This is a genomic window from Micromonospora haikouensis (assembly GCF_900091595.1).
Classification (GTDB): domain Bacteria; phylum Actinomycetota; class Actinomycetes; order Mycobacteriales; family Micromonosporaceae; genus Micromonospora; species Micromonospora haikouensis.
Window position 1 is genome coordinate 1 of record NZ_FMCW01000006.1, and the last position, 15,058, is coordinate 15,058.

11 protein-coding genes and 2 pseudogenes are annotated in these 15,058 nt (G+C 75.6%); 11 read left to right on the plus strand and 2 right to left on the minus strand.

The genetic code is table 11. The annotated features are described in order from the left end of the window. Window positions 1-340, plus strand: a pseudogene (locus GA0070558_RS07540) (hypothetical protein); the annotation flags it as partial. A gap of 143 nt (window positions 341-483) precedes the next feature. Here the strand turns inward: GA0070558_RS07540 and GA0070558_RS07545 are convergent. Continuing rightward, window positions 484-1,029: a plasmid pRiA4b ORF-3 family protein gene (locus GA0070558_RS07545; protein WP_091277218.1), complete on the minus strand. Its 546-nt coding sequence runs from the start codon at window positions 1,027-1,029 to the stop codon at window positions 484-486. 152 nt (window positions 1,030-1,181) lie between these two features. Between GA0070558_RS07545 and GA0070558_RS07550 the strand changes: the two are divergent. Then, a pseudogene (locus tag GA0070558_RS07550) lies at window positions 1,182-1,922 on the plus strand (pyrimidine reductase family protein); the annotation flags it as partial. Between the two features lie 214 nt (window positions 1,923-2,136). Here the strand turns inward: GA0070558_RS07550 and GA0070558_RS07555 are convergent. Continuing rightward, a complete protein-coding gene (locus GA0070558_RS07555; protein ID WP_091277222.1) occupies window positions 2,137-3,681 on the minus strand; it encodes a M4 family metallopeptidase in 1,545 nt (514 codons plus the stop codon). 383 nt (window positions 3,682-4,064) lie between these two features. Here GA0070558_RS07555 and GA0070558_RS07560 point away from each other — a divergent pair, with 383 nt between their 5' ends. The 9 genes from GA0070558_RS07560 to GA0070558_RS07600 all read left to right on the plus strand — a co-directional run bounded on the left by GA0070558_RS07560 (window position 4,065) and on the right by GA0070558_RS07600 (window position 15,039). Beyond that, window positions 4,065-5,819: an ATP-binding protein gene (locus GA0070558_RS07560; protein WP_074479420.1), complete on the plus strand. Its 1,755-nt coding sequence runs from the start codon at window positions 4,065-4,067 to the stop codon at window positions 5,817-5,819. A gap of 9 nt (window positions 5,820-5,828) precedes the next feature. Then, window positions 5,829-6,977 (plus strand): exonuclease SbcCD subunit D, encoded by a 1,149-nt coding sequence (locus GA0070558_RS07565; RefSeq protein WP_091277224.1) that lies wholly within the window; start codon window positions 5,829-5,831, stop codon window positions 6,975-6,977. Further along, window positions 6,977-9,451 carry an AAA family ATPase gene (locus GA0070558_RS07570; protein ID WP_091277226.1) on the plus strand — a complete coding sequence of 825 codons (2,475 nt, stop codon included), beginning with the start codon at window positions 6,977-6,979 and terminating at the stop codon, window positions 9,449-9,451. Before GA0070558_RS07565 ends, GA0070558_RS07570 begins: the two co-directional genes overlap by 1 nt. Before the next feature lie 68 nt (window positions 9,452-9,519). Next, entirely contained in the window at window positions 9,520-10,491 is a 972-nt protein-coding gene (locus GA0070558_RS07575) for a hypothetical protein (protein WP_043962564.1), read from the plus strand. Further along, a complete protein-coding gene (locus GA0070558_RS07580; protein WP_043962563.1) occupies window positions 10,491-11,348 on the plus strand; it encodes a spermidine synthase in 858 nt (285 codons plus the stop codon). Before GA0070558_RS07575 ends, GA0070558_RS07580 begins: the two co-directional genes overlap by 1 nt. A gap of 84 nt (window positions 11,349-11,432) precedes the next feature. Then, complete coding sequence (locus tag GA0070558_RS07585) at window positions 11,433-12,131, plus strand: sigma-70 family RNA polymerase sigma factor (protein ID WP_043962562.1); 699 nt, start codon at window positions 11,433-11,435, stop codon at window positions 12,129-12,131. Further along, entirely contained in the window at window positions 12,128-12,913 is a 786-nt protein-coding gene (locus GA0070558_RS07590) for an anti-sigma factor family protein (RefSeq protein WP_091277228.1), read from the plus strand. The genes GA0070558_RS07585 and GA0070558_RS07590 overlap by 4 nt, the downstream gene beginning before the upstream one ends. A 207-nt stretch (window positions 12,914-13,120) precedes the next feature. Then, on the plus strand, window positions 13,121-13,780 hold the full coding sequence (locus GA0070558_RS07595; protein WP_091277230.1) for a COG4315 family predicted lipoprotein: 660 nt from the start codon (window positions 13,121-13,123) through the stop codon (window positions 13,778-13,780). Window positions 13,781-14,121: 341 nt separating this feature from the next. Then, a complete protein-coding gene (locus GA0070558_RS07600) occupies window positions 14,122-15,039 on the plus strand; it encodes a DNA-3-methyladenine glycosylase family protein (protein WP_077936833.1) in 918 nt (305 codons plus the stop codon). The last annotated feature ends 19 nt before the right edge of the window (window positions 15,040-15,058 follow it).

Genomic DNA, 15,058 nt, shown 5'->3' on the forward strand with positions numbered 1-15,058 from the left:
GACCGGCCTCGACGAACGCGCCGCCGTCATCTCCATCGGCACCGCCCTGCAGGAGTCGAAGCTGCACAACCTGGGTCACCTGGGTGACCGCAACGACCACGACTCCCTCGGCCTGTTCCAGCAGCGCCCGTCCAGCGGCTGGGGTTCGCCGGAGCAGATCACCGACCCGCAGTACGCGACCACGGCGTTCCTCAAGGGCCTCCGACAGGTCGACGGCTGGCAGGACATGCCCCTGACCGACGCCGCCCAGACCGTCCAGGTCTCCGCCTACCCCGACGCCTACGCGCAGTGGGAACAGCAGGCCGCCGACCTCGTCACCCAACACTGGAACAACAGCTGACACCACACACGCACACACACACGCTGCCGGCCGGGCCCCGACAACAGGGGCCCGGCCGGCAGCGTCTTCACCTCACCCAGCCGAGTGTTAGGAAGGGGCCCCTCCTATACCGAAAGCGTTAACAAGGGGCCCTTCCTTGCACCTCAGCAGAGGTGGCGCAGGAGGGTGGCGGCGCGGCCCGGGTCGAAGGCGTCCGGGTCGTACGCCTCGCCGGCCCAGTCCCGCAGCCGTTCGTGCTCGGGGTGTGCGGGGTCGGCGAGCGCGGCCAACAGCACCTGGTGTCCGGCCGGACCGCCGACGTCCTCCGGCGGACAGGCCCGCTCGCCGGCCAGGCAGGTCGGGTACCGCTCGTCCGGGTCGGCGGTGACGGCGTCCTCGACGACGATGTCGTGCTCCCACCAGTCGCCGAAGTCGTAGGTGTAGTGGAAGCGGCTGCCCTTGCCGAGCACCGCGTCCAGCCGGACGTCCAGCTCGTCGCGCACGGCCAGTTCCCCGTCCGGGTCGGGCTCGGCGTACTGCGTGCCGTCGATCTCGAACGAGTGCAGGTGGCAGTCGCGCCAGCCCATCGCGTGCTGCACGACCCGGTGCAGCCGGTCCAGCGTGTAGCCGGCGGGGACCAGCACCCGCCGCCAGACGAGGGGGTGGACTCCGGCGAGGGACACCTTCAGCTGGAATATCTGACGTGGCATGTGCTGCCCCCTTCCATCACGACATAGGCTGCCGGCATGATCTGCCGAGCCTGCCGGGAACGGCGGCACGACGAATGCCCGGGCCGGAAGTGGTGCGACTGCCAGCACCGTACCCCCGAACCCACCCCTCCGGTCACGGGTCCGGCCGGCGAATGAGCGCCGACGCCGCGATTTCCCGGCTCTGGCCGGCCCCGTCGGCGGCCCCGTTGGACGACACGGAGCTGACCGCGCTGTACGGCCGGACGGACCGGCCCCGCCTGCGGGTGAACTTCGTGACGAGCGTCGACGGCGCGGTCTCGCTCGACGGCTACTCGGCGGGGCTGTCCGGCGTGCCGGACAAGCGGGTCTTCGGCCTGCTGCGGATGCTCTGCGACGGGCTGCTGGTGGCCGCCGGGACGCTGCGCCACGAGGGGTACGGCGCGGTGCGGCTCGACGCGGCGCGGCGGGCCTGGCGGCGCGCCCACGGGCTGGCCGAGTATCCGACCCTGGTGGTGGTCTCCGGCTCGCTGGACCTGGACCCGGCGCAGGCCGCCTTCGCCGACGCACCGGTGCGCCCGGTGGTGCTCACCCACGCCGCCGCCGAGGCGCCGCCGGGCCTGACCGAGGTGGCCGACCTGGTGCGCTGCGGGGCCGACCGGGTGGATCTCGCCGCCGGCCTGGCCGAGCTGCGCCGGCGCGGCCTCTCGCAGGTGCTCTGCGAGGGCGGCCCGCACCTGTTCGGCGCGCTCACCGCCGCCGATCTGGTAGACGAGGTCTGCCTCACGGTCGCGCCGCTGCTCGCCGGGGCCGGGCCGGGGCGGATCGCCGCCGGGCCCGCCGGCGGGCACCGGGAGCTGCCGCTGCGGCACGTGCTGGCCGCCGCCGACGGCGTGCTGATGCTCCGCTACGCCCGCGCAGCCCAAGCCAACGCCAACGCCAACGCCAACACCGAAGCCGAAGCCAACGCCGAAGCCAACCCCGACGCCGCCAACGCCGAAGCCAACCCGGACGCAGCCCCGGCCCCGGCCCCGGCCGCCGCTTCGTAGGCGGGGCGGGGACGCGGGGCCGGGGACGCGGGCGGTTCCGGCACGGCGGGGACGTCGCCGCCCCCGCCGTACGCCGATCGGGTCAGGCGACCTTGACCGCCGTCCAGGCGGCGGCGACGGTCCGGTACTCGACGCTGCTGGCGCCGTACAGGTCGGCGGCGGCCGACAGGGTGGCGGTGCGGGCCCCCGAGTAGTTGGTCCGCGAGGTCATGTAGGTGGTCAGCGCGCGGTACCAGATCGCGCCGGCCTTGGCGTTGCCGATGCCGGTGATGGTGCTGCCGTCGCAGGTGGGGCTGTCGCCGTACGCGGACGCGCCGCTGCCGACGGCGAGCAGGTAGAAGAAGTGGTTGGCCACGCCGGAGGAGTAGTGCACGTCCTTGAAGCGCAGGAGGCTGGACCAGCAGTCGGCCGAGGAGCCGTCCTTCGAGGGCTTGTCCATGTAGCGCAGCGGCGTGCTGCGCAGCTTCTCGCCGATGAGGTAGTCGCCGGGGTCGCTGGCGTTGGCGGCGGAGAACTCCACGAGGGTGCCGAAGATGTCGCTGGTGGCCTCGTTGAGGCCGCCGGACTCACCGCTGTAGACCAGGCCGGCGGTGTTGCTGGTGACGCCGTGGGTCATCTCGTGGCCGGCGACGTCGAGGGAGGTCAGCGGGGCGAAGCCGGAGCCGCCGTCGCCGTAGGTCATGCAGAAGCAGGAGTCGCTCCAGAACGCGTTGGCGTAGTTGGTGCTGTAGTGCACCCGGCTGTAGGCGGCGACGCCGTCGTTGCGGATGCCGTTGCGGCCGAACGTGTTCTTGTAGTAGTCCCAGGTGACGGCCGCGCCGTAGTGGGCGTCGGCGGCAGCGGTCTGCCGGTTGGCCGTGGTGCCGTCGCCGAAGACGTTGGTGGCGCTGGCGACGAGGGTGCCGGTGCCGCTGGTGGAGCCGTTCAGGTCGTACGTCTTGTGGCCGCCGCGGGCGCCGTCGGTGAGCTGGTACGTGCTGCCGGAGGCGGTGGTGCCCAGCGGCACGGTGCCGGAGTGGAGGGTGTTGCCGGTGCCCTCGCGCTGCACGCCCTCCCAGGAGCTGCGGACCCCGCCGGTGGCGGCGTCGACGAGCACGTGCAGCTCGCTGGGGGTGCCGTCGGCGTACACGCCGCCGACGACCACCTCGTAGGCGAGGGCGGTGCGCGCGCCGTCGGCGTCGTACACGAGCTGGGTGCCGTCGACGCGGCGGGCGGTGGCGGTGGAGGCGGCGAGGGCGGCGCGGCCGGCCGCGGCCTCGCCGACGGCGGTCCGCGCGGAGCGGTCGGCGCGGCGCGGGGCGGCCGTCAGGGTCTGGCTGGCGCCGCGCCAGGCGCCGCCCTTGCCGAGGTGCACGACCAGGTCGCCGCCGAGCACGGGCAGCCCGTCGAGGTAACGGTGCAGCCGGACGTGCTCGGTGCCGTCGGCGTCGGTCGCGACGTTCTTCAGCGTGAAGCTCTGCCCGTCGCCGGCGAGGGCGTCGCCGGCGTGGGACTTCAGCTGGGTGACGGCGCGGGTGAACGCGTCGGCGGAGGGGGCGGCGGCCGGGGCGGCGACGGCCGCGCCGGGCACGGCGGTGGCCAGCAGCGCGGCCGAGGCCAGGCCCGCCAGGACAGTGGTACGACGCATGAGGCTCCTGCCTTCGATCGACGGCCGGTCGGAAGGGGGTGCCGACCGGCGGTGACCCGGCGGTGGTGGCCGCCGGGCCGGCCCACGGCCCGCAGGTGGCGGGCCGCAGGGGCACACCCCGAAACATCGACGTAACGAAGATCCTCGATGAGTGCCGGTGTCATTGTTGCGCCGAGCAACCGGTTCGTGTCACCTCTGCGCCGAGAAATTTTTCGACACCGTGCGCGTTCGGAGGAATCCGACGAGTGATCGCGTACCGGGCGGAGGGTGGCGTCCGCCGCGTCGCGTGGCAACCTGTCACATCCCTGCGGCAGGATGCTCCTCGTGTGCCGTGACCGAGACGACCAGCTGACGGGAGCGGGCCGATGACCGAGAGCCTGCCGATCACCGACGACGGGTCCGCCGGCCCCGGCGAGGGGGTCGGCCGCGTGCTCGGCACCGCCGACGCCACCCCGCTGACGTTCTGGACGGCCGTGGCCCCGGGCAGCTACCTCCAGCTCGACGACGTGGTGGTGACCCGCCGCGAGATGCCCGACCGCGAGCCGGTGACCATCGCCGGGGTGGTGACCCAGGTGCGGGCGCGGCACGAAGGCGCCCAGTTCGACTCGGACGTGTTCGCCATCGCCGACGGCACCCTGCCGGCGATGGTGCAGGAGGCCGCCGAGATCACCACCACCCGGGTCGACCCGGAGGTCTACGTCCCGCCGACGCCGGGGGCGGTGGTGCACCGGGCCGAGGGCGACGCGCGGGCCCGCGCGCTGCACTTCGACCGGATGGAGCGGCGCATCCCGATGGGCATGGGCCGCGACGGGGTGCCCGTCTACCTCAACGCCGACTTCCTCGACGGCACCCGGGGCGCGCACGTCTCCATCTCCGGCATCTCCGGGGTCGCCACCAAGACCAGCTTCGCCACGTTCCTGCTCTACTCGGTCTTCCGTTCCGGGGTGCTCGGCGGCGACGCGGTCAACGCCAAGGCGCTGATCTTCAACGTCAAGGGCGAGGACCTGCTGTTCCTCGACCACCCCAACACCCGCCTCGACGACGCCACCCGCGCCGGCTACGCCAGGCTCGGGCTCAGCGCCGGGGCGTTCCCCGACGTGCGGGTCTACGCCCCGCCCCGGGTCGGCGACTCCTCCGGCACCCCCGACGTGAGCAGCCGGCTGACCGGGGTGGACAGCTTCTACTGGACGCTGAGCGAGTTCTGCGCCGACCGCCTCCTGCCGTACGTCTTCGCCGACGCCGACGACGAGCGCCAGCAGTACACGATGGTCGTCCACTCGGTCGCCGCCCACCTGGCCCGCTACGCGCAGCCCGCCGACGGCGGGGTGAGCGTCGACGGGGTGCGCCTCGGCTCCTACACCGACCTGGTCGACCATATCGTCGAGCAGCTCAACGACGACGAGACCCGGGGCGACTGGGCCGGCAGCGCCGTCGGGCTGGGCACGGTCAACGCGTTCGCCCGGCGGCTCATCGGCAGCAAGAAGGACCTGGGGCGGCTGATCCGGGGCGACCTCGCCACCCGCCGCCCGCACAGCATCAACACCAGCGAGTCCGCGCAGGTGACCGTGGTCGACCTGCACAACCTGCCCGACCGGGCGCAGCGGTTCGTGGTCGGCGTGACCCTCAAGAGCGAGTTCGAGCGCAAGGAGAAGGCGGGCACGGCCAAGCCGCTGCTCTTCGTCGTCCTCGACGAGCTCAACAAGTACGCGCCCCGGGAGGGCTCCTCCCCCATCAAGGAGGTGCTGCTCGACATCGCCGAGCGGGGCCGCTCGCTCGGGGTGATCCTGGTCGGCGCGCAGCAGACCGCGAGCGAGGTGGAGCGGCGCATCGTCACCAACTCGGCGATCCGGGTGGTCGGCCGGCTCGACCCGGCCGAGGCGTCCCGCCCGGAATACGGCTTCCTGCCACCGGCCCAGCGGCAGCGGGCGCTGCTGGCCAAGCCGGGCACGATGTTCGTCAACCAGCCCGACATCCCGGTCCCGCTCTGCCTGGAGTTCCCCTTCCCGGCATGGGCCACCCGGGTCTCCGAGGCCGGTCGCGCGCCCTCGGAGACGCTACGGTCGATCACGGGGGCGGCCGACCCGTTCGCGGTGGTCGGCTCCGGCGGCGGCACGAGCGACGACGACATCCCGTTCTAGGGGGCAGTCATGAAGATCCTGCACACCTCGGACTGGCACGTCGGCAAGGTGCTCAAGGGGCAGTCCCGGGCCGAGGAGCACAAGCAGGTCCTCGCCGGGGTGATCGAGGTCGCCCGCGCCGAGCGCCCCGACCTGGTGATCGTCGCCGGTGACCTCTACGACACGGCCGCGCCCACCCCGGAGGCGACCCGGCTCGTCACCCGGGCGCTGACCGCGCTGCGCCGCACCGGCGCCGACGTGGTGGCCATCGGCGGCAACCACGACAACGGCCAGGCCCTCGACGCGCTGCGGCCGTGGGCCGAGGCCGCCGGCATCACCCTGCGCGGCGGGGTTCGGGAGAACCCCGACGAGCACGTGATCGACGGCACGACGGCCGGCGGCGAGCGCTGGCGGGTGGCCGCGCTGCCGTTCCTGTCCCAGCGCTACGCGGTGCGGGCCGTGGAGATGTACGAGCTGACCGCCGCCGAGGCCACCCAGACGTACGCCGACCACCTGGGCCGGGTGCTCGGCCGGCTCACCGAGGGCTTCGGCGAGCCCGACCGGGTGCACCTGGTCACCGCCCACCTCACCGTGGTCGGGGCGGCCACCGGCGGCGGCGAGCGCGACGCGCACACCGTCCTGGGCTACGCGGTGCCGGCGACGGTGTTCCCGGGCACCGCCCACTACGTGGCGCTGGGCCACCTGCACCGGTCGCAGCGGGTGTCGGGGCCCTGCCCGATCCGCTACAGCGGCAGCCCGCTCGCCGTCGACTTCGGCGAGCAGGAGAACGTCCCGTCGGTGACGGTCGTCGAGGTGACCGCGACCAGCGCGGCGCGCATCCGGGAGGTGCCGGTGCCGGCGGCGGTGCCGCTGCGCACGGTGCGCGGCACCCTGGCCCAGCTCGCCGAGATCGCCCCGCCGGAGGGCTGGCTGCGGGTGTTCGTCCGCGAGCAGCCCCGGGCCGGGCTGCGGGAGGAGGTGCAGGAGCTGCTGCCCCGGGCCCTGGAGATCCGGATCGACCCGGAGCTGGTGCCGGCCCCCGGCAGCGGCACCCGCACCGCCCAGCGGGCCGGCCGGTCGCCCCGGGAGCTGTTCGCCGACTACCTCGACAGCCGGGGGCACGCCGACGCCGACGTCCGGGAGCTGTTCGACGAGCTGTTCGAGGAGGTGGACCGCTGATGCGCCCGATGCGGCTGGACATGGCGGGCTTCACCGTCTTCCGCGACGAGACCACCGTCGACTTCACCGACGCCGACTTCTTCGCCCTCGTCGGCCCGACCGGCTCCGGCAAGTCCACGGTGCTCGACGCCATCTGCTTCGCCCTCTACGGCACGGTGCCGCGCTGGGGCGGGACGCGGGGGCTGGTCAACGCGCTCGCCCCGTCCGCCACCGAGGCGCGGGTGCGGCTGGTCTTCGAGTCCGCCGGGGACCGCTACGTGGCGACCCGCGTGGTGCGCCGCGACGGCCGGGGCAACGTCAAGACCGCCAACGCCGGGTTGCAGCTCATGCCGCCCGGGTTCGACGTGACCAAACTGGACACCGGGCTCAGCCCGGAGGACCTGGGCGAGGTGGTGGCCGGCACCCCGGCCGAGATGGACCGGGCGGTGCTGGAGGCGGTGGGGCTGCCGTACGACCAGTTCACCAGCTGCGTGGTGCTGCCGCAGGGGCAGTTCGCCGACTTCCTGCACGCCAGGCCGGCGACCCGGCAGCAGATCCTGGTGAACCTGCTCGGCCTCGGCGTCTACGAGGAGGTGCAGCGGCGGGCCACCGAGCGGGCCGGGCAGGCCGAGGCCAAGCTGGAGGCGGTCGACCGGATCCTCGGCGGGCTCGCCGACGTCGACGACGCGGCGCTGGCCGGGGCACAGGAGCAGATCGGGCGGGCGCACGAGCTGGCCGGGGCGGTCGCGGCTGCCGTACCGGAGCGGGATGCGGCCCGGGCGGCGGCGCGGGACGCGCACGCGGCCCTGGCGGCCCTCGACGCCGAGCTGGCCGTGCTCGACGCGGTGCGCGCGCCGGGCGGGGTGGCCGAGGTGGCGCGGGCGGTGGCCGACGCGCGGGCCGGCGTCGGCGAGGCCGCGGGCGCGGTGGCGCTGGCCGAGGAGCGCGAGGAGAAGCTGCGCGGCGAGCTGGCCGGCGCGGGCGACGAGAGCGCGCTGCGGCTGCTGCTGAAGGCGCACGCCGACCGGGACCGGCTCGCCGGGCAGGCCGGGTCGGTGGCCACGGCGGTGACGGCCGCGCAGGCCGAACACGACGCGGCGGTCGCCGCGCTGGACGCGGCGCGGGCGGCGGCGCAGCGCGCCGAGGCGGAGCTGGAGGCGGCGTTCCGGGCGCACGAGGAGGCCAAGGCCACCGACCAGGCGGTGGCGCTGCGGGCGCACCTGGTCGACGGCACGGCCTGCCCCGTCTGCGAGCAGGTGGTGCCCCGGGTGCCGGCGGTGCCGGCGGGTTCGGCGGTGGCGCGGGCCACGGCCGCCGGGAAGGCGGCGCGGGCGGCGGCGCAGGCGGCCCAGCGGGTGGTGCAGGAGCGCGACGCGGCGGCCCGGGACGTGGAGCGGGTGCTGCTGCGGGCCCGCGCCGAGCACGAGCAGCTGCGGGGCCGGCTGGCCGAGCTGGACGACCAGCTCGCGGGTGCCGCCGCCCCGGCGGCGCTGCGGCACGACCTGGCCGAGCACGCCCGGCTGCGCAGGGCCCTCGACGACGCGGCGGGCGCGGTGCGGGCGGGGCGCGACGCCGCCCGGCGGGCCCGGGGGGCCCTCGACGCGGCAGAGGAGCGGCTGCGCGGCGCGTGGCGGGACTTCGACGCGACCCGCGACGGGCTGGCCCGGTTCGGCCCGCCGGCCGCCGACCGGGACGACGTCGCCGCGGCCTGGGCGACGCTGACGGGGTGGGCCGGCGGGGAGGCGGCGCGGCGGCGCGCGGACCGGCCGGGGCTGGCCGGGGCGGTCGCCGGGGCGGAGGCCGCCGTGGCGGCCGTGCAGGACCGGATCGCGGAGATCTTCGCCGCCGCCGGGCTGGCCGCCACCGACGACCCGGTGCGGGCGGCCACCGTCGCCGTGGAGCGCGCCGAGGCCGCCCACCGGCGGCTGGTGGAGCGCCGCGAGCAGGCCGCCGAGCTGCGCGAGCAGCGGGCCGGGCACGAGCGGCAGGCCCGGGTGGCCCGGGCGCTGGCCGGGCACCTGCGGGCCAACAACTTCGAGCGCTGGCTGCTGGCCGAGGCGCTGGACCTGCTGGTCGACGGCGCGTCGGGGATCCTGCGCGAGCTGTCGGGCGGCCAGTACGACCTGGTGCACGACAAGGGCGAGTTCTTCGTCGTCGACCACCACGACGCCGGGCTGCGGCGCGGGGTGCGCACGCTCAGCGGCGGGGAGACGTTCCAGGCGTCGCTGGCCCTGGCGCTGGCTCTGTCGGAGCAGCTCGCCGGGTTGTCCACCACGGCGGCGAGCCTGGAGTCGATCGTGCTGGACGAGGGGTTCGGCACCCTGGACGCGGCGACCCTGGACACGGTGGCGGCCACCCTGGAGAGCCTGGCCGCCCGGGGTGACCGGATGGTCGGCGTGGTCACCCACGTGCCGGCGCTGGCCGAACGCATCCCGGTCCGGTTCGAGGTCCGCAAGGACGCCCGCACCGCCCGGGTGGAACGGACGGGCCTGTGACGGGGCCGGGCGGGGGCGCTCCGACTGGGCGGGGGCCGGGCGGGGCGGGGCCGGGCGGCGCCGATCCGGTGGGCGAGGCGCCGGAGCTGTTCGTCGACGCCTGGGACCCGGGCTACGGCGCGTCCTTCGAGGCGGTGCCGGGCGGGCCGGCCACGCCGAGCCGCCAGCAGGTCGACGCGGAGGTGGAGCTGCCGGCGGTGGACTGGCGGGCCATCGACGTCCGGCCCGGCGTCCGCGCCCCGGACGTGGTGCTGCTCGTCGACGGCGTACGCCGGATCGACGCGAGCGTGTGGACGGCCGAGGCCGACGGGGCGTCGTTCCCGGGCGTGGCCGCCTCGTACGCCGCCGGGGTGGTCCGCTGCGACCTGGAGCGGGGCGCGGCGCGGCTCGCCGGCACCCAGGTGCGGCGGGGGCTGTTCACGGCCAGCCCGTCGGCCCGGGAGGTGCGCGCCGGCACGGTGCGCTACCCGGTGCACCGGGTCGGCGGCACCGGCGAGCTGAACAAGCTCCAGGCGGCCGTGCAGGGGCCGCTGACCGCGCTGGAGGTGGAGGTCTCCGGCGCGGCCCGGGTCGACGGGGACCTGCTGGTCGTCGACGGCCCGCTGCGCAGCCGCCGGCAGCTGCCCCGCACCCTCGGGTACGTCAAGACCCAGCACAGCCAGTATCTCGACGCCCGGCTGACGGCCGTGGTGACCGGGCTGCGGGCCGGCCAGCGGTCCCCCGTGTTCCGGCTCGTCACCGCCTGGGGCGGCTACTCCTGGTATCTGCGGCTGCCCGTCTCCGGGGGCGCGCCGTGGGCGGGCATCGTGCGGGTGGAGTGCTCGGCCGAGCTGGCCGAGTCCGAGGCGTTCGCGCTGGCCGACCTGTCGCTGGTCACGCTGCCCCGGTTCGCGTCCACCCCGTACAAGGACCCGCGCGCCCCGCAGAACCTCGTCCCGATCGCCGGCCTGGAGCGCCGCCTGCGGGCGCTGCTGGGCGACGCCCGCCTGCTGCACCGGGCGCTGACCGCCGCGGCCCGGGGCCGCGGTCCCCGCGTCTGATGGGCCGCCGCCGGGACACGGGCCGGGTGACCGCGCGGGTCGACACCGGCGAGGCCGAGCTGGTCCCGGACGCCGACCGGCCGCGGTCGTTCACCCTGCTGCTCGACGGCGCGCCGCAGTCGCACGTGGACCTCGCCGACCCCACCCACCTGGAGTTCGAGTACGTCCGGCGGCTCGCCGCCGCCCTCGACCTGGTCGCCCCGGCGGGCGCGCCGCTGCGGGTGCTGCACCTCGGCGGCGGGGCGCTGACCCTGCCCCGGTACGTGCAGGCCACCCGCCCCGGCTCCACCCAGCGGGTGTCCGAGGTGGACGCCGCCCTCGTGGAGCTGGTCCGTCGGGAGCTGCCCTGGCCGGCCGACCCCCGGCTGCGGGTGCGGGTCGCCGACGCGCGGGCCACCCTGGGGTCCACCCGCGACGCCAGCTACGACGTGGTGGTCGCCGACGTCTTCGCGGGCGCCCGCACCCCGGCGCACCTGACCAGCGTGGAATACGCGGCCGAGGTGGCCCGGGTGCTGACCCCCGGCGGCTGGTATCTGGCCAACGTCGCCGACGGGCCGCCGCTGCGGCACGCCCGCGCGCAGGTCGCCACGGTCCGGGCGGTGCTGCCCCGGGCCTGCGTGGTGAGCGACGCGGCGGTGCTGCGCGGCCGGCGCTACGGCAACCTGGTGCTGGTCGCCGGCCGGGTGGACCCGCCGGTGCCGGAGCTGACCCGGCGGGCGGCCGGGGACTGGTTCCCGGGCCGGGTGCTGGCCGGCGACGAGCTGGACCGGTTCGCCGGCGGGGCGGCCGTGGTGCGCGACGCCGACGCCACCGACTCCACTCCGCCCCCGCCGGGAATTTTTTCGGTGCGCCGTTGATCCGCTGGGCTCCCCGGTGCGTATCACCGGGCGGCCATGCCCGGTGGGGGTCGGGCTGATGTCATCGGACACCCGGAGGTCTGCATGCATGCGGTGGCGGCCGGCTGGCACGGCGACGCGGTGAGGGTGGACTGGATGTCCGCCCGCGCGCAGCCGCAGTCCCGCGCGTCGAGGTCGACCCGGGGGGTCGACGTACGCCCCGCCGATGGCCAGAATGGCCCGGTGTCTCCGAGATCAGCACCCGGGCGGCACCAGGCCGTGTCCACTGAGACCAGCCACTCCGACCAGTTGATCCGGCTGCTCTACGCCGAGCACGCGGGGCCGCTGCTGGCGTTCGTGATGCGGCTCACCGGCGGGGACCGGCAGCGCGCCGAGGACATCGTGCAGGAGACGCTGCTGCGGGCCTGGCGCAACGCCCACCGCCTCGGCGCGCAGGGGCAGGGGTCGCTGCGGCCCTGGCTGGTGACGGTGGCCCGGCGGATCGCCATCGACGAGCACCGCAGCGAACAGGCCCGCCCGGCGGAGACGTACGACCGGGACCTGACGGCCTTCGCCGAGTCGGACAGCACCGACCGGGTGCTGCGCACCATGACGGTGGCCGACGCGCTGCGTACGCTGAGTCAGTCGCACCGGGAGATCCTGGTGGCGACGTACTTCCGGGGCCGGACGGTGCCGGAGGCGGCGGAGGAGCTGGGCCTGCCGCTCGGCACCGCCAAGTCGCGGGTCTACTACGCCCTGCGCGCGCTGCGCACGGCCCTGCAGGAGAGGGGGGTGACGGAATGAGCCGGGCAGATCACATGGACGTCGCCGCGTACGCGCTGGGCGTGCTGGACGAGCACGACACCGAGCGGTTCGAGGAGCACCTCGCCACGTGCTGGGCGTGCGCCGCGGAGCTGGAGACGATGGTTCCCGTGGTGGGGCTGCTCTCCGACATCGACGGCGAGACGATGACGGCCCTGGAGCAGACCGCCACCGACCCCGCCCTGCTGGACCGGACGCTGGTCGCGGTGCGGGCGCACCGGCGGCGGACCCGGTTCCGGCAGATGCTGGCCAGCGCCGCCGCCGTGGTGGTGTTCGGCGGGCTCACCGGCGTCGGCATCGCCAGCGTCGCCGGCGGCGGTGAGACGCCGCGGATCGGCGCGCAGCCGACGGCGCCCACGACGCTCGACGGCACGCCGAGCCCGGGGAAGAGCACCGGCCCGAACGACCCGGGCACCGGCGGCAACGAGCAGGAGGGCGAGCCGTTCACGGCCGTCGACGCGTCCACCGGCGTGCAGCTCAACATGTGGCTGATCTCGAAGGACTTCGGCACCCGGATCGACTTCCAGCTCAAGCGGCTGCCGGGGCCGCGCACCTGCCGGCTGATGGTGGTCCGCAAGAACGACACGACCGAGGTCCTGTCGACCTGGTCAGTGCCCGGGGGCGGCTACGGCACCACCACCAATCCGCTGCCGCTGGAGCTGAGCGGGGCCACGTCCGTGCCGAAGGACGACATCGCCAAGGTGCTGGTGCAGTCGGTGGACGCCAGCGGCGTGGCCAGCCCGCTCGTGCAGGTGCCGATGTAACACGCGTACCCGAGATCGGCGTCGGTCGCTGTCGCGGCCGGCGCCGTTTCGGCGTTTCCGCAGGCCGCCGAGGGGTTGTCCGGCGGTACGCGCGGCGGCCGGAAATGGTTCAACCGAGATAAGTGAAATTGACCACTGTTATTCCTTCAACCTTGACAGCCAGCCGATCCGTACTAACCGGCGAACTGCAAAGAATGAGGAGGGCACGTGGCACAGCTGAAGCGGACCGTCATCGTCGCAAGCGCCATGGTCGCACTTACGGCCTGCGCTCCCGCAGGCTACAACGGGGCGAACTCGAGCGCGGCCGAGCCGGTCGCCGTGGCCGCGGCCGAGCCCACTGCGGCAGTGGAACCGGAGGCCTCGGCCTCCCCCGACGCGGCGGCCACCACCGCGGCCCCGGACGCCGCGCCGCCGGCCGACGTCGAGCTGACCGACCAGCTCGTCGGCAAGAAGGTGGCCCGGATGGGCAAGGTGGTCACCGACGAGGAGGGCTGGGTCCTCTACCGGTTCGACAAGGACTCCGACGACCCGCCCGCGTCGAACTGCGTGGACAAGTGCGCCGAGGTGTGGCCGCCCGCGCTGACCGACGGCAGCCCGCAGCTCAGCGGCGTCTCCGACGACAAGGTCGGCACCATCACCCGGCAGGACGGCACCCGGCAGATCACGCTGGGCGGCTGGCCGCTGTACCGCTACATCGGCGACAAGAAGCCGGGCCAGTGGAAGGGCCAGGGCGTCGGCGGCACCTGGTTCGTCGCCCAGCCCGACGGCAAGAAGAACCTCGAGTGCCTGCCGACCGGCACCCCGAAGGCGGTCGCCCCGCCGTCGGCGGACGACTCGGGCTCCGGCGACTCCAGCTACTCGTACTGACGGACCCGGTGGTCGGTCGCGGCCGGGGAGGGCACGACCGACCACCGCCGTGAACCGGACCGGCGTACCGGCAACGCCGCGTCCCGGCCGCGGCGCCGGCCCCCGACAGGGCGGCCGGCGCCGCGATCGCCGGACCTCCCGGAGCGGAGGAGGGCGGCGGGCGCGCTGACGCCAGCAACCGCGCCCGCCGAGGTCCCCCCACCCCGCACCCCACGGCCGGCTCCGGCCGCTCCGCTCCGGCAAGGAGGCACCGCCGACGTTCCCCACGTCGGCGGTGCCGCTCTTTGCGCGCCGTCCACTCCCCCGCGCCGCGCCGGCCGGGGGCGTGGCAGAGTGACGGCGTGAGCGAACCCTCCGCCCGCCGGGCGCTGCGCCCGCCCGCCGGCTACCGGCTGGCCGCGTCGGTCCGGCCGCTCACCTTCAGCACGTACGACCCGTGCGCCCGGATCGCCGCCGGCACGTTCTGGTGGGCGGCCCGCACCCCCGCCGGCCCCGCCACCCTCGCGCTCCGCCCGGCCGCCGCCGGGGAGCTGCTCGCCGAGGGGTACGGCCCGGGGGCCGACTGGGTCGTCGAGCGGGCCGACGCCGTCGCCGGGCTCCGCGACGACCTCACCGGGTTCGCCGAGCGGGCCGCCGCGCACCCGGTGGTGGCCCGGCTGGCCGCGCGCCACCCCGGGCTGCGGATGCCGGCCACCGGCCAGGTCTTCGCCCGGGCGCTGCGGGCAATCCTGGAGCAGAAGGTCACCGGCACGGAGGCCTACCGGGCGTACGCGGCGACCGTGCGCCACTTCGGCGAGCCGGCGCCCGGGCCGATGCAGCCGCTACTGCTGCCGCCCGACCCGGCGGCGGTGGCCGCCGCGCCGTACTGGGTGTTCCACCCGTTCGGGGTGGAGCAGAAGCGCGCCGACACGCTGCGCCGGGCCGCCGCCGAGGCCGCGCGGCTGGAACGTTGCGCCGACGCCGCCGAGGCGACCCGCCGGCTGACCGCCGTGCCCGGCATCGGGGCGTGGACGGCCGCCGAGGTGGTGCGGATCGCGTACGGCGACCCGGACGCGGTCAGCGTCGGCGACTACCACGTGCCGAACACGGTGGCCTGGGCCCTGGCCGGCGAGCCGCGCGGCGACGACGCCCGGATGCTGGCGCTGCTGGAGCCGTTCCGGGGGCACCGGGGGCGGGTCTGCGTGCTGCTCGCCGCCGAGGGCGTGCAGGCCCCGAGGTACGGCCCGAGGATGCCGATCCGCTCCTTCGCCCGCTACTGACCCGACTGCCAGCTGGAGG

What these genes read in the sequence shown, in the direction of transcription:
- GA0070558_RS07565 (WP_091277224.1), top strand. Translation starts at nt 5,829, where the DNA reads ATGAAGATCCTGCACACCTCGGACTGGCACGTCGGCAAGGTGCTCAAG.
- GA0070558_RS07545 (WP_091277218.1), bottom strand. Translation starts at nt 1,029, where the DNA reads ATGCCACGTCAGATATTCCAGCTGAAGGTGTCCCTCGCCGGAGTCCAC.
- GA0070558_RS07570 (WP_091277226.1), top strand. Translation starts at nt 6,977, where the DNA reads ATGCGCCCGATGCGGCTGGACATGGCGGGCTTCACCGTCTTCCGCGAC.
- GA0070558_RS07590 (WP_091277228.1), top strand. Translation starts at nt 12,128, where the DNA reads ATGAGCCGGGCAGATCACATGGACGTCGCCGCGTACGCGCTGGGCGTG.
- GA0070558_RS07555 (WP_091277222.1), bottom strand. Translation starts at nt 3,681, where the DNA reads ATGCGTCGTACCACTGTCCTGGCGGGCCTGGCCTCGGCCGCGCTGCTG.
- GA0070558_RS07585 (WP_043962562.1), top strand. Translation starts at nt 11,433, where the DNA reads ATGCATGCGGTGGCGGCCGGCTGGCACGGCGACGCGGTGAGGGTGGAC.
- GA0070558_RS07580 (WP_043962563.1), top strand. Translation starts at nt 10,491, where the DNA reads ATGGGCCGCCGCCGGGACACGGGCCGGGTGACCGCGCGGGTCGACACC.